The organism is Marinomonas rhizomae (genome assembly GCF_003315485.1).
GTDB classification, from domain to species: Bacteria; Pseudomonadota; Gammaproteobacteria; order Pseudomonadales; family Marinomonadaceae; genus Marinomonas; species Marinomonas rhizomae.
Map to the genome: position 1 here is coordinate 147,715 of NZ_QNSE01000003.1, position 21,931 is coordinate 169,645.

Sequence of the window (21,931 nt, forward strand, 5' to 3'; positions counted from 1 at the left end):
AATAGAATCAAGCTGAGAAATTTGCTGCCGCAAATTCCCAGTTAGCTAGCGCCCAGAAACCTTTTAGGTAGTCAGGGCGAACATTGCGGTAATCAATGTAGTAAGCATGCTCCCAAAGGTCCACAGTAATGATAGCTGTTTGACCGTTTGTCATTGGCGTTGCTGCATTACTTGTGTTTACGATCTCTAGAGAGCCGTCAGCATTTTTAACTAGCCAAGTCCAGCTAGAGCCAAAGTTGTTAACCGCTTTGTCATTAAATGCGGCTTGGAATTCTGCAAAAGAACCCCATTTCGCATTAATTGCTTCTGCTAAAGCGCCTGTTGGTTCGCCGCCGCCGTTAGGATTTAGGCTATTCCAAAAGAAAGTGTGGTTCCAGATTTGCGCTGCGTTATTGAAAACAGGGCCAGCTGGAGCAGATGCAATGATCTCTTCAAGTGTTTTATTTTCGTATTCAGAACCAGGAACTAAGCCGTTTAATTTGACAACATAAGTGTTGTGATGCTTGCCATGATGGTATTCAAGCGTCTCAACAGACATATGAGGCTCTAGTGCATCTTTAGCATAAGGAAGAGCGGGTAATTCAAAAGCCATTTCAATTCTCCTTGCTTTTAATTAACGAAAAATGCTTGTTATCAAGCAGTTAATGGTGCTTATATAGTAGCACTGAACAACTGAAGATAATATTCTTTAGCCTTGTTCACCGAAGAATTTCCATAATTTCTATTAATAGCGACTATATAAGATTTTCCATGCGTAGAGACGATGATGTTGAGATCCCAAGCCTGACTCTGGATCAAGATGAAGTCAGCGACAGAAGGCCACAAGGTGCGACAGCACAAAAAGGTCACACTAACCCCACCCCTGCCAAACCAGCTCATGCACCGACAGTTGTCCATAAGAAGCCTAATTTAGCGGGTATTTATATTTTGTTAATTCTCATATTAATGGCTTCTGCGGGTGCTGGGTATTGGTTATGGCAGCAAAATATGCAGCTTCGTAATGAGCTGTATGGTGCGAAAAGCGAAATAAAAAATTTAGATCACCAGCTGCTGGCTGCGGATGTTTCGGCTAATAAGCAAGGTGAAACCCTAGAAGAAACACTAAAAAATCACGAGAGTGAAATTCGCAAGCTCTGGGGTGTTGCTTATGACACCAATAGAAAATCAATAGCGAGCAATGATGCTGCTATTGACGAACTCCAGAAAAAACTGACGTCGTTACGAGATACTATTTCGACTCAATCTAAACGAATTGCAGTGCAAGCTGAAGCGTTTAATGAGGTTGAAGCTGGATATAATAAACTTGTTCCTTCTGTGGCTTCTATTGAAGAAACAGTAAAGGCTGTTGAATTAACACAGAAAGATCAAGCAACACGACTGCAATCATCTGAAAAGCAAATCCTTGCCCAAGCGGGACAGAATGAGGCACAAGCTTTGAGTCTTGATCAAGTTTTACAGGATCTAAGCGCTCTACAGAAAAAAGTGGCCGCCATAGAAAAGCGTTCTGCAGGGGCCAGTTCTACAGATGTGGCTAATATCCAAGATACTTTAGAAAAGCATCAAGATGCTATTAACTCAAGTGATGCTTTTAGGACTCAGGTGAACGGTGAAATTATTCGCCTTCGTAAGCAGATTAATCAGCTTATGTTAGAGCAGCAATTTAACTCTCAGTAAATTCCTTCTGATCTAACAAAAAAGGCCGATATCTCGGCCTTTTTTTGTTTTTAATATGGTCAGTATTTCATTCTTAAAAAACCATCCAGTGACTTGTATAAAGGTTTTACTTATAAAGCTTTTTTAATATGCATATTCTACTAAAGTCTAAATGTGGTGCTTTTTATAACCTAAAGGCATGTTATAGTTCAAAAAATGCTGAAGCCTGACAACAGAGATGGGAAATTATGACAGAGGCAAGACTTACTCACTTAAAACAGCTAGAAGCCGAAAGTATTCACATTATACGCGAAGTTGCTGCTGAATTTGATAACCCAGTAATGCTTTACTCCATTGGTAAGGACTCAGCAGTAATGCTGCATCTTGCTATGAAAGCATTTTACCCTGGCAAACCGCCGTTTCCCCTAATGCATGTGGATACTGGTTGGAAATTTAAAGAAATGATCAGTTTTCGTGATGAATTGGTTGCTAAGCTTGGTTTGGAACTTATTGTTCACCAGAATCAGGAAGGGATTGATCAAGGCATTGGTCCATTTACTCATGGTAGTTCAAAGCATACTGATGTAATGAAAACTCAGGGACTTAAGCAAGCCTTAGATAAATATGGTTTTGATGCTGCTTTTGGTGGTGCACGCCGAGATGAAGAGAAATCTCGTGCAAAAGAGCGAGTTTACTCTTTCCGTGATAAACAGCATCGCTGGGATCCAAAAAATCAGCGCCCAGAGTTGTGGAATATCTATAACGGAAAAGTGAATAAAGGTGAGAGCATTCGTGTTTTTCCATTATCAAACTGGACTGAGCTGGATATTTGGCAATACATTTATTTGGAAAGCATTCCTATTGTTCCTCTTTATTTTTCTGCGAAACGTCCAGTGCTTGAGCGTGATGGTACTTTGATCATGGTTGATGATGAGCGTATGCCTCTAAACGGTGAAGTGCCTGAGATGAAATCTGTACGCTTCCGCACACTAGGTTGCTACCCATTGACAGGAGCGGTTGAATCTGAAGCGGCATCTTTACCTGAAATTATTCAGGAAATGTTGCTGACAAAAAGTTCAGAACGTCAAGGGCGAATGATTGACCATGATTCATCCGGGTCAATGGAAGAGAAGAAGAAACAAGGCTATTTCTAAGTTTGGAGTAAAGAAAGAATGTCTCACCAATCAGAATTGATCAGCCAAGACATACTTGGTTATTTGAAACAGCATGAAGAAAAAGACTTATTACGTCTTCTTACTTGCGGCAATGTCGATGATGGAAAAAGTACATTAATCGGTCGTTTGCTTCATGATTCCAAGTTGATTTATGAAGATCACTTGGATGCTGTGAAGCGCGACAGTAAAAAGTCTGGTACCCAGGGGGAAGAAGTAGATCTCGCTTTGCTAGTTGATGGTCTTCAAGCTGAGCGAGAGCAGGGCATCACTATCGATGTGGCCTATCGCTATTTCTCTACTGAGAAGCGTAAATTTATTATCGCGGACACACCAGGTCATGAACAATACACTCGTAACATGGCAACCGGTGCATCCACTTGTGATCTTGCTATTATCTTGATTGATGCGCGCTACGGCGTGCAAACTCAGACCCGTCGCCACAGCTATATTGCTTCGCTATTGGGTATTAAACATGTTGTGGTTGCTATTAATAAAATGGACTTGGTCGATTTTTCTGAAGCAACATTTAATCAGATAAAAAATGACTACCTTAAGTTTGTTGATCAACTTGGTGATCGCAAACCTGAAGATATTCATTTTGTGCCAATGTCGGCGCTACGTGGTGATAATGTAGTAAATGCCTCTGAAAGCATGCCTTGGTATCAAGGTGCTCCATTGATGTCTATTTTGGAAATGGTGCAAATAAATCGTGATGTTAAACGTGACGCTTTTCGTTTTCCAGTTCAATATGTCAATCGCCCTAATTTAGATTTTCGTGGTTTCTCCGGCACAATTGCTGCCGGAGCAGTGAAGCCAGGAGATCAAGTGGTAGCTTTGCCTTCAGGCAAGACCTCTACTGTTGATAGAATTGTGACATTTGATGGTGATCTAGAAGCGGCAAAAGCAGGCCAAGCTGTCACTATTACCTTAAAGGACGAAATAGATATTAGTCGTGGCGGTATGCTTGCTCATGTTGGTCAACAGCCGCTAATCGCGACTACACTTCGCTCTTCTATTGTTTGGATGGCTGACCACCCACTGGTTCCCGGCAAACTCTATGACTTTAAGTTAGGAACGCAAACTGTTCCCGGTAAAGTGCATCACTTTAATCATCGTATTGATGTTAACACGCTTGAAGTGAGTAAAATTGATGCTTTGGAACTGAATGGCATTGGCGATGCGGTTATTCAGTTTGATGCTCCTGTTGCATTTGATGAATACACGGATAGTCGTTTTACTGGCGCTTTGATTATCATTGATCGTTTGACCAATGTAACAGTTGGCGCTGGCATGGTTGAAGAAGCTGTTGCTGAACTTGACCATGACACAATTGTTAGTGCAGAAGACCGTGCGGCGCGACTTGGTCAAAAGCCAGCTGTCATTGCATTGGCTGATAGCATTTTGCAACAAGGTAATGCGCTTGAGCGCTTATTGTTACGTCAAGGTGTTGTGGCCTTGGTTAAGGCTGATGCTACGGCGCAAGAAGCGGCATTAATTCGTCAAACAGGAGTGGCTTTCTTAGTAGCTGATGTCACAATTGCTGACTCTCAAATTACAGAATCCTCATTGGATGAAGCGGTAGAGTTGATTGTAGAAAGTATTCAGTTATAGCCCGTGATAAAATATAAAAAACCAGCTCATTGAGCTGGTTTTTTGTTTTTGAATCGCAGATTCTTTAAGCCGCTGTTTCTGTGTCTATTCGTTTGACTTCTTTGTGCTGGTCTTCATTACTACCTAATTTCCAGTAGCTAGAGATATAGAAATTTTCTTTTTCTACCTTTACGTCATTTTTAAAAAAAGCACGCAATGTTTTCATGCCACTGAATTCACACGCGGCCCAAACAGATACGCTGCCCTCAAGCCATGATAGTGACTGTATTTGACTCAGCAGCAAATTAGAGCTTTCTCCTGGGTGAGGGTTTACAACCCATTTTAGCTCAATGCCTTCAGGGTGCTTTAAAGGCTGAATGTCTTCCTCAGACATAACTTCAAGTATCGCATACCCTTTTGCGTCCATAGGTAGCTTTTCAAGGTTGACACTAATAGCCGGCAGGGCCGTCATGTCTCCCACGAAGATTTGCCAGTCCGTAGATTCTTCAATTAGTTTTTTGGGACCTGGGCCTCCCACTAAAATGGTGTCATTAGGTTGAGTTTGTTTAGCCCATGTTGACGCGGGGCCGCCATCGTCATGCAATACAAAATCAATGTCTATTTCATTGGCGCGTTGGTTGCGAATTGTATAAGTTCGTATTAATGGCTTTTGTTCTGCTTTTGGGAATATTAGTTTTACATAGCCACTTTCTTGGTCGGCTGGGATGGTTTGTATATTGTTGCCACCCAGTGTTATTCGTAACATGTTTGTCGTTATAAAGGATTTTCTAATAACTGTTAGTTCGCGTGGTTGTGGTTTGCTCATTGTTAACTCCTAACCGTGATTATCGCAAAACGGGGACTGATTAAGGTTATTCACCATTATTTCCGAGATGTGTATAAAGTCTTCTATCTGTTGATCTGTTAAGTTCTGCGTCATATTCTGGGCTGCAACTCGATCCAACATCGTAATTCTGGTCAATAATTCTGAGCCACGCTTTGTGAGACTCAATAATTGGCTGCGATGGTTGTCTGGGCTCCGAATTTTTTCAACGTAACCTGAACTAACTAGCTCTTTTAATACTCGAGTAATTTGAGATTTATCAAGTGAAAGTCTATCTGCAATGTCTTTGGCGCTGCAGTTTGTAATTTTATTGATGCATTTAAGTGAACGAATATGGCTAACAGGAATTAAGATACCCGATTTAGCCGCCGTTTCGCGAACTTGATGTCGGTAGTGATGCATTAATTTGTGGAGCGACTCGCCAATGTTTTCTTTCATTCAGCCTTCTTAAATTTGATAATTCATTTGAGAATCGTTATCAATATAGGGTCTTAAGTTGACTGTGTCAACTAAGGTTTTTGGCAAATTAATGAAATCGTATTTTTTGTCATTTTGTAGGTTGTATGGCAAAGGCGAAGTAATGGTTTTTCTTATTGAGGTGAATCATTACAATGAAAAAATTAAAACCAAAAGATCGAGTTGTAATGGATAAGTATGATGTACATAAAACTGTTACCTCTGCATTGTTGAGTCGCTACGAGACCGCTAAATGGGCTGCGAAACAGGCCCATGAGGCAGCGACAAATGAAGAAAGTGTGGCAGAAAATAAATATGACACTTTTGGGTTGGAGGCATCTTACCTAGCTCATGGGCAATCACAGCGAGTATTAGAATGTGAAAAGGATTGGTTGCTTTTTGATAAGAAACAGCCTGTTATGTGTAATGAGGAAGAGGGTGTTGATTTGTGGTCATTAGTAACATTGGTAGACTTGGAGTCATCCTGTGTTTGTGAAAAGTACTTTTTTATTTCCCCTTGTGCCGGAGGGCTCAGCGTCGAAATAAGTAAAAAGATAGTTTATCTTGTGACACCTTCTAGTCCAGTTGGAAAGGTATTACTTGGTAAAATGGTCGATGATGAGGTCGAATTACGTCAAAGTGGGAAGCAAATGGCTTACGAAATAACCACTATTGAATAAAGCGAGCATTGTGAAGGACAAATTTTGCTCCAGCTCTAGAGAGTCAGGGTTTGTTCGCATATAATGTTTTGCCTTTAAATATTCTGTTCTTCTATTTGATGTATAAAACTCAGTTTACATTACTGATCAAATAGAAAACGTTCTAAGAAAAAATCACTCTCTTACTGAGAAAGTAATAGGAAAGAAATTATGCGCAGCCATTATTGCGGCGAGTTAAATGCTTCTAACATTTCACAAGAAATTACCCTTTGCGGTTGGGTTCATCGTCGTCGTGACCACGGCGGTGTTATATTCTTAGACGTTCGTGACCGCGAAGGGATTACTCAAGTTGTTTTTGATCCTGATCGTGCCGAAAGTTTTGCCCTTGCCGACAGTGTTCGTAATGAGTTTGTTGTTAAGCTGAAAGGTTTGGTTCGAGCGCGTCCAGAAGGCACAGTGAACCCGAATATGAATACGGGCGAAATTGAAGTGCTTGGTACAGAGCTTGAAATTTTAAATGCCGCACAAACGCCGCCATTTCAATTGGATGATCACCAAAACGTTGGTGAAGATGTTCGATTAAAAAACCGTTTTATCGATTTGCGTCGTCCAGAAGTTCAGCAAAAAATGCGTTTTCGTTCAAAAGTAACCTCTGTGCTTCGTCGTTACTTAGATGACAATGGCTTCCTAGATATTGAAACACCAATTTTGACTCGTGCAACCCCAGAAGGTGCTCGTGACTATCTGGTACCAAGCCGTACGCAGCAAGGTAGTTTCTTTGCATTGCCGCAGTCACCACAGCTATTTAAACAATTATTGATGGTGTCTGGTTTCGATCGTTATTACCAAATCGCCAAGTGCTTCCGTGATGAAGATTTACGTGCTGATCGTCAGCCAGAATTTACTCAGGTGGATATCGAAACATCCTTCATGAGCGAAGAGCAAATCATGGTCATGACTGAGAACATGATTGGCGACTTGTTTAAAGAATTAATGAATGTTGATTTGGGTGCTTTCCCTCGCATGCCTTATTCCGAAGCAATGGAAACATACGGCAGTGATAAGCCAGATCTTCGTATTCCATTAACGATTGTGACTGTGTCTGACTTGATGAAAGAGGTTGATTTCAAAGTCTTCTCTGGCCCTGCAACAGACCCTAAAGGCCGTGTAGCGGCGTTGAAAGTGCCTGGCGGCAACAGCTTAACACGTAAACAAATTGATGATTACACTAAGTTTGTTAGCATTTATGGTGCGAAAGGCTTGGCTTACATTAAGGTCAACGATAAATCGAACCTTGAAGAAGGCTTGCAGTCACCAATTGTTAAATTCTTGCCTATTGAAGTTCGTGCGGCGCTACTAGAGCGTCTAGAAGCTCAAGATGGCGACTTAATCTTCTTCGGTGCAGATTCAACGAAAGTGGTAAATGAAGCATTAGGTGCTCTACGTTGCAAGCTTGGCGAAGACATGGATCTTTATACTTGTGAATGGGCACCATTATGGGTTGTTGATTTCCCAATGTTCGAAGAAACCAGTGATGGTGGTATTACTGCGATTCACCACCCATTCACCGCTCCTTCTTGCTCTCCTGAGGCGCTAAAAGCAGATCCATTGAATGCTTTGTCTCAAGCATACGATATGGTACTAAATGGAACTGAACTTGGTGGCGGTTCTATTCGTATTCACCAAGTGTCAATGCAGGAAGTGGTGTTTGAGTTGCTAAACATCAGTGAAGAAGAGCAACAAGAGAAGTTTGGCTTCTTATTGGATGCGTTGAAGTTTGGTGCGCCGCCACATGGTGGTTTGGCATTTGGCCTTGACCGTTTGGTTATGTTGATGACGGGCTCTAGCTCTATTCGTGACGTCATTGCTTTCCCTAAAACACAAAGTGCGACCTGCCTTTTGACTCAAGCGCCAGGTGAGGTAAGCGAGAAACAGTTAAAAGAGTTGAGTATCCGCGTCAGAAAACCAGTGGTTGAATCCTAGAAGTGGCTCTTAAACTTATTTTAGAACAGTAAGTTATGTTAAGAGATTGAAAGAAAAACGTAAAAGGCCGCGTATTAGCGGCCTTTTTTATGTTTTGCCATTGCATACTTTGTAAAGGGCTGTTGAAATATACAGTAATTGTATAAGGCGCAAAATGTTATGCCCACGACTAGGATTTTAGCAATTGACCCCGGCTCGCGAATAACTGGCTTTGGTATCATCGATATTGTAAATGGTAAATCTGTTTACGTTAATAGTGGCTGTATACGATTACCTGATGAGGCGCTGTCTGTTAGGTTAAAACATATATTTCAGAATGTTTCAGCTTTATTGGACGAATATAAGCCAAACGAGTTTGCAATTGAGGAGGTGTTTTTAGCCAAGAATGCAAATTCGGCGTTAAAACTAGGGCAGGCAAGAGGTGCCGCTATTGTTGCAGCCTCTATTCAGGAGCTAACAGTGCATGAATATGCTGCACGACGTGTTAAGCAGTCTGTTGTTGGCAACGGTAATGCAGATAAAATGCAAGTACAAATGATGGTTCAGCTTTTGTTGAATCTAACTTCCAAGCCGCAAGCAGACGCGGCTGATGCTTTAGCAATTGCTTTGTGTCATGCTAATACTCGAACTTCCGGCGGATTGGAATACGGCGTTGGTAAACGAGCGGGGCGTGCCTCTAAGCGTTGGACAGAATTAGACGTAAGGAAAACTGTGTGATCGGACGAATTGTCGGCACCTTGATAGAAAAGACTCCACCAGAATTGATGGTTGATGTTAATGGTATTGGTTATGAAGTCAGTGCTTCAATGACTACAGTCTACGATTTGCCTCAAATTGGAGGGCAGGTGACATTATTTACTCATCTGTTAGTTAAAGAGGATTCCCATACACTTTATGGGTTTATAGATAAAAATGAGCGCGCACTGTTTCGTATTCTGATTAAAGTCAATGGAATTGGTCCAAAGATGGCATTGGCAATTTTGTCCAGCATTTCATCTGAGGAGCTAATTAGTAATGTACAAGAATCGGACGTGACCGCTCTTACTCGCATACCTGGTGTTGGCAAAAAAACAGCCGAACGACTAATTGTTGAATTGAGAGATAAGCTCGGACAGGCGGCAAAAACTGACTTGTTCTCAGCTCCTGCCGTGTTGCGCCAAGTTCAGGCTGACCCTAGACAAGAGGCTGAAGCGGCACTTATTTCACTTGGTTATAAGCCTCAAGAAGCGGCTAAGGCGATTGCGAGCGTACCTGTGGATGCAGCTAATAGTGAAGAGGTTATCAAAGCCGCTTTGAAAGGTATGCTAAGGAAATAAAGCATGATTGAACAAGATCGTATTATTTCTGCTGAGCTTAAAGGTAATGACCGTCAAATAGATCGCGCTATACGTCCGCAAGCGCTTGCTGAGTATATTGGTCAGCCTATCGTTCGAGAGCAAATGGAAATTTTTATTCAAGCTGCACGTCAGCGTGAAGAGCCCCTCGATCATACTCTAATATTTGGGCCTCCTGGTTTAGGTAAAACAACTCTTGCCAATATTATTGGTAATGAAATGGGGGCGGAAGTCAGAACAACATCCGGTCCTGTCTTAGAGCGGGCTGGAGATTTAGCAGCATTACTAACGAATTTAAATGAAGGCGACATTTTATTTATTGATGAGATACATAGGTTAAGCCCGGCAATTGAAGAGGTGCTTTATCCCGCCATGGAGGATTATCAGCTAGATATAATGATTGGTGAGGGGCCAGCAGCTAGGTCAATTAAAATTGAACTCCCACCGTTCACACTTGTCGGAGCAACAACAAGGGCAGGATTATTAACATCCCCCCTGCGGGATCGCTTTGGTATTGTGCAGCGTTTAGAGTTTTATGATGTTGAGTCGCTAACAACAATTGTGGCACGTTCAGCAAATAAAATGGGCATGGAGCTAGACCATTCAGGCTGTTTTGAAGTGGCAAGAAGGTCAAGAGGGACGCCAAGAATTGCCAATCGGCTGTTGCGTCGAGTTAGAGATGTGGCGCAAGTTAGCGGAGAGACGCTTGTCGGACAAAAGGTTGCTCAGAAGGCGCTAGATATGTTAAGTGTAGATAGTCAGGGGTTTGATCACTTAGATAGACGTATGTTATTGACTATGATAGAAAAGTTTGACGGAAGGCCCGTTGGTCTAGATAGTGTCTCAGCCGCCTTAGGTGAAGACAAAGATACTATCGAAGACGTCATAGAGCCGTTTTTGATACAGCAAGGTTTTATAATTAGGACGCCAAGAGGGCGCCAAGTTACAAAACGTGCTTACGAACATTTTAATTACCAACTACCTTCAGATTTAAAATAGAGGTTAATAATGTCAATTTGGGGACTGATCGCCAGTGCTAGTTTTGTGGTTCAGCTTGTGATGCTGATTCTACTAGCTGCTTCTGTATTATCATGGATTGTAATATTTCAAAGAATCCGTGTGCTAAAAGAAGCGAAAAAAGTTCGTACATCCTTTGAAGAAAATTTTTGGTCTGGTATTGATCTTAGTCAACTTTATCGAAAACTCACACAAGAAGGTCGTAAAGTAGAAGGTATAGAGAATATTTTTACGTCAGGTATTAAAGAATTTACTCGATTACGACAGAGCCACAATGTTGATCCTGAAGCTATTATGGACGGTGTTCAAAGGGCGATGCGCGTAGCTCTATATCGTGAAGAAGAAAAGCTCGATCAACACCTGCCGTTTTTAGCAACGGTTGGTTCCACCAGTCCTTATATCGGCTTATTTGGTACTGTTTGGGGGATAATGCATTCTTTTATTGGTCTTGCAGAAGTTCAGCAAGCCACATTGGCAACCGTTGCTCCAGGCATTGCAGAAGCTCTAATTGCAACAGCCATTGGTTTGGCAGCGGCAATCCCAGCTGTTATTGCATATAACCGATTTTCTTCTACAGCGGAGTCTCTTGGCTCTAGTTATGAGAATTTTGCGGATGAATTTACTAGCATCTTACACCGTAAGGTACATGTAAGAGAGGGAGGCGCTGTATAGTGGCTCGCTCAAGAAGAAGAAACAAGCGTCGTCCAATGGCCGAAATTAATGTCGTCCCTTATATCGATGTTATGTTGGTTCTGCTGGTGATTTTTATGATTACTGCGCCAATGCTTACTCAAGGTGTGGATGTCGAATTGCCCAATGCGAATGCGTCACCAATACAAGATACTGAAAATGATGTCATGATTGCCTCAGTCGATTCCGATGGTAAGTACTATTTAGATGTCGGTGGCAAACAAGAGTCGATAGCCTTATCTCAGATACAAGATAGAGTAAGGAAGGTGTTGAATCAAAATCCTAAGATGTCTGTATTGGTAAGAGGGGACAAAAACGTCTCTTATGGTGACGTTATTGGTCTTATGGTGACATTGCAGGGCGCAGGTGTTCCAAATGTAGGTTTAGTGACAGAACCGGATAAAAACTAATGAAATGGTTGCGCAGTGATAGTTATAGTATTCCAACGGTGCTGGCTATAAGTTTGCATGCGGGTATTGTTATTGCCGGCTTGGTTGCGATCGATTTTAGTGATACTGAGGCTCCAAAACCAAAACGTCCTCCTATCGTTAATGCTACTGTTATTGATATTTCTGAAACTATAATAGGTAAAAGAGAGTCTGAGGAGAAAGCCGCAAAGCAGCAGGCAGCCCTAGCAGAAAAAAAGAAAAAAGAAGCTGAACAGCGTAGAAAAAAAGAAACTAAGCGCAAGGCTTTAGAAGAAAAGCAAAAGCAACTTGCTCAAGCTAAGCAGGCAAAAGAAAAGGCAGAAGCAGCGCGTCAAGAAGCAGCAAGAAAGAAAAAAGCAGCGGAACAAAAGCGTGTTATGCAAGAGGCAGAAAACAAGCGACTGGCTAAAGAGCAAGCCGAAAATAAACGCTTAGCTGAAAAAAAGCGCCTAGCTGAAAAAGAGGCGAATGAAAAGCAGCGTAAAGAACTTGCTCGTAAGGCCGAGGCTGACCGTTTAGCGGAAGAAGAGCGAAAGCGCCAAGAGGAGGCAGCAAGGCTTGCTGAACAAAAGAAAGCCGAGGAGGCGGCTGCCAAAGCGGCGGCACTTGAAGCTGAGCAACGTAAAGTGCAAGAAGCTCAAATGGTTCAATCTATTAGTGGTTTAATAAATGATAGGGTCGCCGCAGCCTGGATTCGTCCACCGAGTGCGCGAAACAACATGAAAGCCCAATTGCGCATTTATTTTTTACCGAATGGTGAAGTGATGAATGTTCAAATCACCAAAAGTAGTGGTGATGCCTTATTCGATCAGCGAACAGTGGACGCTGTTTATAAGGTCAGGAAAATTGAAGAGTTATCGGAAGTTGACTCATACGTTTTTGAGCGAAATTTTCGACAAGTAGATTTGATTTTTAACCCGCAAGATTTGAGAAATTAATGATGTTAAAAAAATGGTTAAGTATATTATTCTCTTGTTTAATATTTATAGGTTCAGCTAGGGCTCAGTTAGTTATTGAAATAACGAGTGGTGCGGATCAGCTACTACCGATAGCCGTAGTTCCTTTTGGCTATGATGGTGTGGATGCGCTGCCAGAGGATATTGCTCAAATTGTTGAGGCGGATTTGGCCCGTAGCGGTTTATTTCAAGCAATTCCTCGCTCTAATATGCTAAGTATGCCAACCAAAGAATCAGATGTGTTTTATAGGGATTGGCGCCTTCTAAAAAGTGATTATGTTGTCATTGGCACAGTAAAGAAACTACCCAGTAATCAATATAGAATAGGTTTTGAGCTATTAAATGTTTTAAGTCAGAAGCCTGTTCAAAAGCATAGTTCTATTGATGTTAGTGCAAATAATTTTCGTGATGCTGCGCATTATATAAGCGATAAAGTCTACGAGTTATTGACTGGAACTAGGGGCGCGTTTAGCACAAGAATATTATATGTTACTGCAGAAGGAGACAAAAAAGCGCCATTATTTAAATTACAAGTCGCCGATGCAGATGGACATCGTCCGCAAGTTGTTGTTGAATCGAAAGAACCAATATTATCTCCCTCATGGAGTATGGATGGTCGAAAAATTGCTTATGTTATGTTTCGTAATCGACGTCCAAATATTTTCATTCAAGAATTGGCTACAGGTAAGCGTCAGCAAATAGCACAATTTAGAGGATTAAATGGAGCGCCTTCATGGTCACCCGATGGAAAAAAATTAGCATTGGTACTTTCTAAAGACAATAACCCTGAAATTTATACTTTAGAGATCGCAACACAAAAATTGGAGCGAATGACAAACCATTATGCAATTGATACCGAACCAAGCTGGGAGCCAGATGGTAAGGGGATTGTATTTACATCTGATCGTGGTGGTAATCCCCAAATATACCGATTAGATGTAAATAGTAAGCGTGTAGAGCGAGTGACTTTTGAAGGAGAGCTGAATACCAGAGCAAGAATGACGCCTGATGGTCGTTATCTTGTTACTGTTCAAAAGAACAATGGTAATTATCATATTGCGCTTCAGGATATGAAAACAGGTCGAGTTCAAGTTCTTACAGAGACTTACTTAGATGAATCGCCAAGCATTGCGCCAAATGGTAGCATGGTGATGTATGCCACAACCTATCAAGGGAAGGGTATCTTAGGCGTAGTATCCGTTGATGGCCTTGTAAAATATAGGTTACCATCAGCAGACGGAGATGTACGAGAACCATCTTGGTCACCGTATTTCAAATAAAGACATTGAGGAGTGAATAATGAGTGTAACAAAACTAGGTAAGTTTGCTGTAATTGGTTTATCTGCAGCATGGATTGCAGGTTGTAGTACAACAGCAACAGATACTGATTCTTCAACTGTTGCTGAAGATGCCACTTCAACCGAGCAAGCCAATGAGACGGCTGCTGAAAACTCTGATCAAGCATTTGGTGCAGGTCAAGGTGATGCAATGACCAGTGTTATTGTTGAAGAAGATGTTGCGACTAACGACGATAACGGTATGGATTCTCTAGCGGGTGTAGAAACTGTATTTTACTTTGATTTTGATAAATCAATTGTACGTCCAGAATCTCGTGAAGCTTTAGCTAAACATGCTGAATATTTGGTATCACACCCTGATGCTCGTGCTGTTCTAGAAGGGCATGCGGATGAGCGTGGTACTCGTGAATACAACATGGCTCTAGGTGAGCGTCGTGCTAAAGCTATTAGCCGTTATTTGACTATTCAAGGTGTTGCTGCTTCTCAAATCGAAACAGTTAGCTTTGGCGAAGAAGTTCCTGTTGCCTTCGGTCATGACAGCAATGCTTGGCAGCTAAACCGCCGTGTTGAAATCCGTTACGAATAATGGCATCTAAAGACTTAAAAGTTCGCTCTTTTGCAATGGTGCTGTTTTTTACAGCACCATTTGCATTAGCTGAGGCTCAACAGGCAAGCGGAGGTCTTTCTCCAAGTGCCGCTGCGGATCTGCTTTTTCAATTGGAAACACTGCAACAGGAGGTTCAAAGCCTCCGTGGACAATTAGAAAACCAGGGTCATGAGTTGAAGTTAATGAAAGAGAGTCAACGTGATCGCTATATTGATCTTGATAAGCGCATTTCTATACTGATGTCAGCTTCTGCGAATGAACCTAAGTATGCATCTACTCCAGCACAAAGTGCGGGACGTCCAGTTGCAGCTGAAACAGTAGTAACTAGAAATGTTCCTTCAGTTAGTTCTTTGGTTTCCTCTCCTTTAGCACCTGTTAATCTACAGCCACTAACAGCTAAATCTCAGCAGGCTTATAATGAGGCTTACAATCTTATTCCTCAAAGAAAATTTGATGAAGCAGAAGTCGCATTAACAAAGTTTGTAAAAGATTATCCAAATAACACCTTAACGGGTAATGGCTATTATTGGCTGGGTGAAGTTAAGTTGGTTCAAGGAAAGTCTCAAGAAGCAATAGATGCGTTCTCTACTGTAATTAAAAACTTTCCGGGGCATAACAAAGAGCAAGACTCACTGTATAAGTTAGGTACTGTAACAGATCAACTTGGGGATACAGTAAAGGCTAAGTCTTATTTACAGGATGTAATTAGGCGTTTCCCTGATAGTAAGGCAGCTAAACTAGCAGCAGGATATTTAAGTAAAATTAAATAGCTTGCAATCCTCAGCGGGCTCTGTATTATACGCAACCCGTTGGGTCGTTAGCTCAGTTGGTAGAGCAGTTGACTTTTAATCAATTGGTCACTGGTTCGAATCCAGTACGACCCACCAACATCTTTTTATTCCTTTTGTGATTTTTGGGTCGTTAGCTCAGTTGGTAGAGCAGTTGACTTTTAATCAATTGGTCACTGGTTCGAATCCAGTACGACCCACCAAAAACACTCATTCCGCTCCCAGTTTCTTAAGGGGTAATGATATGTCTGAACTTTTCAATAAAGCAGCACTGCGCGATACGGTTCAAAAGTATTTATTTGAAGCTGAAAAGAGCCTCGAAATAACATCTGTTGACGATGATCAAATCCGCTCTGAGATTAAATCTTTACTTAAGCAAAAGAATGCCGTCTTAGTTGCCCATTACTACACTGAGGATGCTATTCAAGAGCTCGCAGAAGAAACGGGTGGCATAATCGCTGACTCCTTAGAAATGGCACGTTTTGGAGCAAACCATGAAGCTAAAACACTTGTTGTTGCAGGTGTTAAATTCATGGGTGAAACGGCAAAAATACTAAGCCCAGAAAAAACAATTTTAATGCCTACTTTAGAGGCGACCTGTTCATTAGATATTGGTTGTCCAATAGAAGAATTCTCTGCTTTCTGTGATCAATATCCTGATCGAAAAGTTGTGGTATACGCCAATACATCTGCTGCAGTGAAAGCGCGGGCAGACTGGGTAGTCACTTCTAGTATCGCTTTAGATGTCGTTAACCACCTTGTAGAGCAGGGTGAGAAGATTATTTGGGCGCCAGATCAGCACTTAGGTGGGTATATTCAGCGAGAAACTGGGGCTGACATGATACTTTGGGACGGCGCCTGTATTGTTCACGAAGAATTCAAAGCAAAAGGGATTTTAGATTTAAAAGCTATTTACCCAGACGCTGCCGTTCTGGTGCACCCAGAATCGCCTGAAGCAGTGGTTGAAGTTGCAGATGTAGTGGGTTCAACGTCACAGCTGCTAAATGCTTCAAAGAAGATGACAAATGATACCTTTATTGTTGCTACCGACAGGGGTATTTTTTACAAAATGAAACAGGCATCACCGAATAAGCGTTTTATAGAGGCGCCTACAGCCGGCTCAGGCGCAAACTGCCGTAGCTGTGCGCACTGCCCTTGGATGGCGCTAAATAGTTTGGAAATGCTTCGAGATTCATTAAAAAATAGTACAGGTGAAATTCAAGTACCAGATAGCACTAGAGTAAAAGCCCTGATACCACTACAACGAATGCTTGATTTTCAAGTTAAATAAATTAGACCTTTATTTAGGGACTACTAATTATTTAGAGTCCCTAAATATTTCATTTCTAAATCTGAAAATGCCAATTGTAAACGATCACATTCAAGGCTCTTCTTGTTATATGTGACTCTAAGGGCCTGATAATCTTTGTGTGCTATTGAGTCTAATAGCTGCTTTTTCAGTTCGGTTGTTACCTGAGCCAATTGTCGATTTTTTTCTCTTTGTTCAATAAGAGGTTTTGACTGAGTTGTTAGGCTTTGACTGGAGCCCCCGGCAAGCGCAGTAACTTTTTCTTTCAGTTCATTATTGGTGTTTTCAGCAGTTTCTAACTCTTGTGCTAAGAGCGTGACACAAGTTTCTGACTCTTGAAGTAAGCGTTCAAGTGCTCTGGCGTCCTTATCCTGCTCAATTAAGTTTTCTGTTGACTGATTTTCAAGTGCCGTATTTAGTTCATCGCGTAATGAACCTAAAGTTTCTTTCTTATTTGCACTTAATGCTTGCAGGTTGCCAATCGCTGTTTCATTGCTTTTGTCTAATTGCTCTTCTAATTCAGCAAGCTTGGCATCCTTCAAGCTAATATCCTGTCGTAATGTTGCAATGGATAAGTTTGATGTTTCTAATTCTGCTTCTAGTTGTGATATGAGTGTTTGCGATTCTTTAGATATTCGTTCCATTTTGGAAATGGCGACTTTTTGCGCTTCTAGAGCTGCATGTGAATTATTGTTTTTATGAGCCTTGTCAATTTCATTTTTCAATTGCTCTATGACCATTTTTTGGCGGTCAGAAAGGCTGCTTAAGCTAGACATTTGTTTGAAAGATGCGCTGTGGACCGATTTGTCTTGTTTTTGTGCCTTTGGTGCCTGAAGACTGAATGCAGCAAAGTTTCCTATCTTTTCAGGTTGTTTCTGCTCGAGCTTTTTTATTTTTTCCTTAAGGTCATTAATTTCAATTTCTAAGCGTTGCTGCTCTGCTTGCTTAATAGCCAATCGATTGATACGGGTTTTGGCACGGTCAATATTTTTCTGTAAGTCCTCATTTAACAAAGACTGATTTTTTGATAGCGATTCTTTGGTGATCAGTAACTCTGAGGCTTGATAAAACTCATCTTCCATTTCCTTTAGGTTTTGATGCAATTCATTAGCATTGGTTGTTTGTAGTTTTGGTGCTGAGAGTGCATATAAAAGGCTAGATAAAAATCGGTTTAAGATAGGTTTCGGTTTTTCATTTGCTTGGTTCAGTAAAATAGCTCTTTCGGCCTTAAGTACAGTTCCCCAGATTTTTAATCTATTAACTTCATGTTGATCTAGTTTATTGGAAGTAATAGAGGCAGCAGCGAAATTGATCTGCAGATCCATATAATGCGCCAAACCTTTATAGGCCTTTGTGTCACTGTCACCTGATTTGCTGCTGTTTTCTAGAGAGGGGGAGGTTTTGGTTGCTTCCTTAGTTTCTTCTTTAGATGCTTCTTGTGCTTTTTTCACAAGCGAATGTGACAGCCATAAAAAAACAGCATTGGCCAATAAAAGAAAGGTGCTCAATTCAAGCAACGCCCAAATCAACCATTTTGACATAAAAACTCCTAGACGCTAAACCGATAGATGTGATATCCATTATCATTAAACTATAGCAAATCATCATTTTAACTTGCTGTTTTTCTTATGTTAGCGGAATTAAATATTTTATGAGTAAAGAAACTTTAACATTCATACGTAATCGTGTATCCCACCCTGCACTCGACTTACCTGCACCAAGCAAAACTGAATGGGAGTCTATTTTGGAAGCGGCAAGTCGAGCTGCTGATCATGGCAACCTAAAACCGTGGCGCTTTTGCGTCTTTGAAGGTGAAGGTCGGGCAAAACTAGGACAAATTTATTGGCACCATGCTCTATCTGAAGTTGATTCCATGCCAGATAGCAAGAAAGAAGCTTTTATTAAAAAGGCATATCGAGCACCTGCAGTTCTATTGGTTTATGCTCGAATCCAGGATCACCCTAAAGTTCCCGCAATAGAGCAGGTTATGGCGGCTTCAGCGGCGGCTCAGCAAGTTTTATTGGGATTAGATGCTCTTGGTTATGGTGGTATGTGGCGAAGCGGCCCTGCATGCTTCACTCAAAAAACCAAAGATCTTTTGGGGCTAGAGGAGAATGATCAAATCATTGGTCTCATTTATGCTGGAACCCCTAAAGAGAAATCGTCTTCCATTCCAAAAGTGGAGCTCGGTGATCACTTGAAATGGATAAGAGATTAATTTTTAAGACTAATTTGATAAAACTAGTTGCAATCTTTATTCTCTATCACTAGAATACGCGCACAAATTACGCACTGCGTATATAAAGTTTTGGTGAGCTGTCCGAGTGGCCGAAGGAGCACGCCTGGAAAGCGTGTATGTCGAAAGGCATCAAGAGTTCGAATCTCTTGCTCACCGCCATTATCCCTCTAGAATCATGGGTTACAGAGTGTTTCTAGAAATTGTACATCAAAAAGTACATCAATAGAAAACCAGTTGGATTAGCTTCTAACTGGTTTTTTTTGTTTTCTACACTATAAAAAGTCTAGGCTCTTTTTGCTAATCTAATACCTTCACTCTGATATGTTGCTATCAAAATTACATCATGCGTCACCAGTGGTAGTCTTGATCATGAGAGCTGATCTTCCAAGCTGGTTTCTAGTTAGCTGCAAAGTACCAAGGTGCGCTCCCATAAAGCGAATTCTCCAGCTGAAAGTATTTAATTGAAATAGTGGAGTTTGTAAAATAACTCGATCCGATATCGATACGTTGCTCTAATTTATATCGTTGATTCCTATAAATACCAGTAGCTTTAGTGTTGTTTCTGGAATAAGGGTCAGGGCTTCGCAGGGAGCACGCTCTCGCTTGTTTAATAAAAGTAGAGGGCCGAGAGGCAAGGAGCATGCGAATAAGCCCTCCTCATGAGACAATCTCGTTTTAAGTCTTAGAGCCTCAACCATGTCACATCAACTCACTTCATCTGACAGTGAGCTCACAAAAAACACCATAAAATTTGTAAAAAAATGCTTCTTTCTCGCACGCATGAGTTGATCCCTTGGGATCAGCTTGAATCGGTTATTGAGCCGTTTTATGCCAAAGCTGGGAAAGGTAGAAGATCTTATCCGCTATCTAGCATGTTCCGTATTCACTGTATGTGGCATTGATACAATATGAGTAATCCTACCATGGAAGATGCCTTGTGTGAGATTGCTTCTATGCACTTATTTGCTGGCTTGTCATTGGATAGTCTCATTCCTAATCACGCCACTATCTGTATGTTCAAGAATAAGAGTTTTACGAGTTGATGATTAATAAGTACATCAATAGATTACAGATTTTCTGTAATCTATTGATGTTTCAATAAGATTGAAAGCTGTTCGAGTGCTTTCGTTAGCATTAAATTTCTTTCTTCAAGTGAGCTAATCTTATTGCGTATTTCTTCTAATTGCTCTTCCTTTTGCTGAGTTTTTGTCTTTAGTAAGTCAAAATTATTGAGTTGTCTATTCAGTGAAGCTTTGTCTTTTTCAAGCCTGAGTATCTTTCTTCTATGTAGTATTCCCTCGATAATTAATCCTACAGATTGTCCTAGGTTATCTAATCCATGTTCTTTCTTAATGCTCGCAAGAACTTTGTGGGTGCTGTCATCGACATAGACAGGGTGCGATCTTTTAATGCCTTTTTTTCTGCGGCAGTACTGTGCCCAAGACTGTTTCATCTTCGGCAGTTTTTCTTCCGATGAGTTTTGGTGCCGTATGCTAGAAAAATAGTTTTTGGCTTGTTCCAAAACACCTTGCTCGAAAACACCTTGTTCCGAAGAATAGGTGTTTATTTCTTCTATGGAAATCAATCTTCTAGGGATCCCTTTTTTAATAAAATAATTACTTACCCATCGGGTCATATTTCGGTCCTTGCAATTTATCCAATCCAGAAATTCATCCAATTCTATAGTCATTTATTTCCTCTTATCTTGTTTAGTTACATGTAGCTTTACATGTAATTTACTAGCTGTCAAAAACTATGGTATTATAAATATAATAGGTATTATAAAGTGAATGTATGATGAATATGGATATACTTCTACAGCCTTGGGAAGGTTTAAAGCCCCAAGATAAGGTCACATATATACGATGGCTATTATTTGCTAATGAGCAAGGAGGTAGTCAATGCTCAATTGCATCTCTGGCTGAAAAGCTAAGGATCAAAGATTCTACAGTTCGCAGTTCGGTAGCTCGCTTGTATTCAAATGATAAGCTGGCTTCTAATGATGAACAGTCATCGGGTGCTATCGTTTATCCTCAAGTTACTTACAACACTCAAGCGCAACTGGCCGCCATATTTCAAATACTAGGTGTTGGATTAGTACTAACCAGTGAGCGTGCAGAAGAGTTGGCAAAGCGATTACTTAAAGCTGTATTGGTTTCTTTAGCTGATGAATTGGGTATCATTAAAAGCGTTAGTTATTCTTATCTTTCCTCTATCACAGGAATGACGGTGCAGAGATTGCGTCGTTACAAAAATGAGTTGATGGATGATGGATTTATTTTGAAATTTATAACTGGTGGTAATGCTCCGAAGCTATACAAAAAAAGTAGCTCGATTTGTATCATTGATCCAAAAATATTTGGCGGCAGTAGGATTGAACTACAGGGTTTTAAAGCAGAGACACTTTTAAGATGTCAGCCTAATCAACGAATGACTAGTTGGTCAAATGTCACCCAAAATAAATTTGGCTTTTTAGTGAGTGAGATAAATCAACATAGACTCGCTGACAGGCTGTACCACTTTTTTGACGAGCTAGTTTCGCAAAGTATTCGAAAAAAACTAACACCAGGGCTCCAATCTCATAATCGCGAGATCATTTCGATGACGGACTCAGAGTCAGTCAATAAAGCTCTTAGTGATATTTGGACTAGAGATATTGATATTTTTTCTGATTTTTTCTTATATATCGTTCTTCTGCAGATCGAAAAAAATAAGTCAAAGGGCTCTTTTGATATCTATTTCATAAGAACTGAAAACTCTTGTTACTTACTGTCTAATATAGGTGGTTCATACACCGGCGATATCAAAGTTATTGATAGTGATTCTGTTGTATTTCGGCCAGATTCTAATGAACAACCTTGGGAGATTTAAGGTAGAGGATTTGGTATGTCTTCCCTAAATAGCT

At 40.9% G+C, this 21,931-nt stretch carries 22 protein-coding genes, 3 tRNA genes and 1 pseudogene; 21 read left to right on the forward strand and 5 right to left on the reverse strand.

All coding sequences use genetic code 11. From position 1 onward, the window contains the following. Window positions 1–7: 7 nt before the first annotated feature. On the reverse strand, window positions 8–592 hold the full coding sequence (locus DFP80_RS04305; protein ID WP_113915591.1) for a superoxide dismutase: 585 nt from the start codon (window positions 590–592) through the stop codon (window positions 8–10). A 158-nt stretch (window positions 593–750) separates the two neighbouring features. On the opposite strand from DFP80_RS04305, the gene DFP80_RS04310 reads away from it, so the two are divergent. The 3 genes from DFP80_RS04310 (at window position 751) to cysN (ending at window position 4,439) form a co-directional block, all read left to right on the forward strand. Next, a complete protein-coding gene (locus DFP80_RS04310; RefSeq protein ID WP_113915592.1) occupies window positions 751–1,674 on the forward strand; it encodes a hypothetical protein in 924 nt (307 codons plus the stop codon). Window positions 1,675–1,901: 227 nt separating this feature from the next. Further along, entirely contained in the window at window positions 1,902–2,807 is a 906-nt protein-coding gene (gene cysD, locus DFP80_RS04315; protein WP_113915593.1) for a sulfate adenylyltransferase subunit CysD, read from the forward strand. Between the two features lie 18 nt (window positions 2,808–2,825). After that, window positions 2,826–4,439: a sulfate adenylyltransferase subunit CysN gene (cysN, locus tag DFP80_RS04320; protein WP_113915594.1), complete on the forward strand. Its 1,614-nt coding sequence runs from the start codon at window positions 2,826–2,828 to the stop codon at window positions 4,437–4,439. Between the two features lie 64 nt (window positions 4,440–4,503). Here the strand turns inward: cysN and DFP80_RS04325 are convergent, their stop codons facing one another. Continuing rightward, window positions 4,504–5,244: a siderophore-interacting protein gene (locus tag DFP80_RS04325; protein WP_113915595.1), complete on the reverse strand. Its 741-nt coding sequence runs from the start codon at window positions 5,242–5,244 to the stop codon at window positions 4,504–4,506. 9 nt (window positions 5,245–5,253) lie between these two features. After that, a complete protein-coding gene (locus tag DFP80_RS04330) occupies window positions 5,254–5,700 on the reverse strand; it encodes a MarR family winged helix-turn-helix transcriptional regulator (RefSeq protein ID WP_113915596.1) in 447 nt (148 codons plus the stop codon). Between the two features lie 173 nt (window positions 5,701–5,873). On the opposite strand from DFP80_RS04330, the gene DFP80_RS04335 reads away from it, so the two are divergent. The 14 genes from DFP80_RS04335 (at window position 5,874) to nadA (ending at window position 16,769) form a co-directional block, all read left to right on the forward strand. Next, window positions 5,874–6,398 carry a GreA/GreB family elongation factor gene (locus tag DFP80_RS04335; RefSeq protein ID WP_113915597.1) on the forward strand — a complete coding sequence of 175 codons (525 nt, stop codon included), beginning with the start codon at window positions 5,874–5,876 and terminating at the stop codon, window positions 6,396–6,398. A gap of 189 nt (window positions 6,399–6,587) precedes the next feature. Further along, on the forward strand, window positions 6,588–8,360 hold the full coding sequence (gene aspS / locus DFP80_RS04340; protein WP_113915598.1) for an aspartate--tRNA ligase: 1,773 nt from the start codon (window positions 6,588–6,590) through the stop codon (window positions 8,358–8,360). Window positions 8,361–8,519: 159 nt separating this feature from the next. Continuing rightward, window positions 8,520–9,077 carry a crossover junction endodeoxyribonuclease RuvC gene (gene ruvC / locus DFP80_RS04345; RefSeq protein WP_113915599.1) on the forward strand — a complete coding sequence of 186 codons (558 nt, stop codon included), beginning with the start codon at window positions 8,520–8,522 and terminating at the stop codon, window positions 9,075–9,077. Further along, a complete protein-coding gene (gene ruvA, locus DFP80_RS04350; RefSeq protein WP_113915600.1) occupies window positions 9,074–9,676 on the forward strand; it encodes a Holliday junction branch migration protein RuvA in 603 nt (200 codons plus the stop codon). The genes ruvC and ruvA overlap by 4 nt, the downstream gene beginning before the upstream one ends. A gap of 3 nt (window positions 9,677–9,679) precedes the next feature. After that, entirely contained in the window at window positions 9,680–10,693 is a 1,014-nt protein-coding gene (gene ruvB, locus DFP80_RS04355; RefSeq protein ID WP_113915601.1) for a Holliday junction branch migration DNA helicase RuvB, read from the forward strand. A 9-nt stretch (window positions 10,694–10,702) separates the two neighbouring features. Then, on the forward strand, window positions 10,703–11,383 hold the full coding sequence (gene tolQ / locus DFP80_RS04360; RefSeq protein WP_113915602.1) for a protein TolQ: 681 nt from the start codon (window positions 10,703–10,705) through the stop codon (window positions 11,381–11,383). Further along, complete coding sequence (gene tolR / locus DFP80_RS04365) at window positions 11,383–11,811, forward strand: protein TolR (RefSeq protein ID WP_113915603.1); 429 nt, start codon at window positions 11,383–11,385, stop codon at window positions 11,809–11,811. The genes tolQ and tolR overlap by 1 nt, the downstream gene beginning before the upstream one ends. After that, complete coding sequence (gene tolA, locus DFP80_RS04370) at window positions 11,811–12,767, forward strand: cell envelope integrity protein TolA (protein ID WP_113915604.1); 957 nt, start codon at window positions 11,811–11,813, stop codon at window positions 12,765–12,767. Before tolR ends, tolA begins: the two co-directional genes overlap by 1 nt. Continuing rightward, window positions 12,767–14,065 carry a Tol-Pal system beta propeller repeat protein TolB gene (gene tolB, locus DFP80_RS04375; RefSeq protein WP_113915605.1) on the forward strand — a complete coding sequence of 433 codons (1,299 nt, stop codon included), beginning with the start codon at window positions 12,767–12,769 and terminating at the stop codon, window positions 14,063–14,065. The genes tolA and tolB overlap by 1 nt, the downstream gene beginning before the upstream one ends. Before the next feature lie 19 nt (window positions 14,066–14,084). Then, the gene (gene pal / locus DFP80_RS04380; RefSeq protein WP_113915606.1) at window positions 14,085–14,669 is read left to right on the forward strand and encodes a peptidoglycan-associated lipoprotein Pal; all 585 of its coding nucleotides are present in this window, start codon (window positions 14,085–14,087) and stop codon (window positions 14,667–14,669) included. Next, entirely contained in the window at window positions 14,669–15,460 is a 792-nt protein-coding gene (gene ybgF / locus DFP80_RS04385) for a tol-pal system protein YbgF (protein ID WP_113915607.1), read from the forward strand. The genes pal and ybgF overlap by 1 nt, the downstream gene beginning before the upstream one ends. 41 nt (window positions 15,461–15,501) lie before the next feature. Further along, window positions 15,502–15,577: transfer RNA gene (locus DFP80_RS04390), tRNA-Lys, on the forward strand. 28 nt (window positions 15,578–15,605) lie between these two features. Then, a tRNA-Lys gene (locus tag DFP80_RS04395) sits at window positions 15,606–15,681 on the forward strand. 41 nt (window positions 15,682–15,722) lie between these two features. Then, window positions 15,723–16,769 carry a quinolinate synthase NadA gene (nadA, locus tag DFP80_RS04400; protein ID WP_113915608.1) on the forward strand — a complete coding sequence of 349 codons (1,047 nt, stop codon included), beginning with the start codon at window positions 15,723–15,725 and terminating at the stop codon, window positions 16,767–16,769. A gap of 23 nt (window positions 16,770–16,792) precedes the next feature. On the opposite strand, the gene DFP80_RS04405 is transcribed toward nadA, so the two are convergent. Beyond that, a complete protein-coding gene (locus tag DFP80_RS04405; protein ID WP_113915609.1) occupies window positions 16,793–18,328 on the reverse strand; it encodes a coiled-coil domain-containing protein in 1,536 nt (511 codons plus the stop codon). A 110-nt stretch (window positions 18,329–18,438) separates the two neighbouring features. Here DFP80_RS04405 and DFP80_RS04410 point away from each other — a divergent pair, with 110 nt between their 5' ends. The 3 genes and pseudogenes from DFP80_RS04410 to DFP80_RS21130 all read left to right on the forward strand — a co-directional run bounded on the left by DFP80_RS04410 (window position 18,439) and on the right by DFP80_RS21130 (window position 20,069). Then, window positions 18,439–19,005 carry a nitroreductase family protein gene (locus tag DFP80_RS04410; protein ID WP_113915610.1) on the forward strand — a complete coding sequence of 189 codons (567 nt, stop codon included), beginning with the start codon at window positions 18,439–18,441 and terminating at the stop codon, window positions 19,003–19,005. A 92-nt stretch (window positions 19,006–19,097) separates the two neighbouring features. Further along, window positions 19,098–19,185, forward strand: a tRNA-Ser gene (locus DFP80_RS04415). Window positions 19,186–19,787: 602 nt separating this feature from the next. Further along, window positions 19,788–20,069: pseudogene (locus DFP80_RS21130) on the forward strand (transposase). Window positions 20,070–20,110: 41 nt separating this feature from the next. Here DFP80_RS21130 and DFP80_RS04420 read toward each other — a convergent pair. Beyond that, on the reverse strand, window positions 20,111–20,716 hold the full coding sequence (locus DFP80_RS04420) for a hypothetical protein (protein WP_113915611.1): 606 nt from the start codon (window positions 20,714–20,716) through the stop codon (window positions 20,111–20,113). 104 nt (window positions 20,717–20,820) lie between these two features. Between DFP80_RS04420 and DFP80_RS04425 the strand changes: the two genes are divergently transcribed. Next, window positions 20,821–21,897 carry a hypothetical protein gene (locus DFP80_RS04425; protein ID WP_206610562.1) on the forward strand — a complete coding sequence of 359 codons (1,077 nt, stop codon included), beginning with the start codon at window positions 20,821–20,823 and terminating at the stop codon, window positions 21,895–21,897. The last annotated feature ends 34 nt before the right edge of the window (window positions 21,898–21,931 follow it).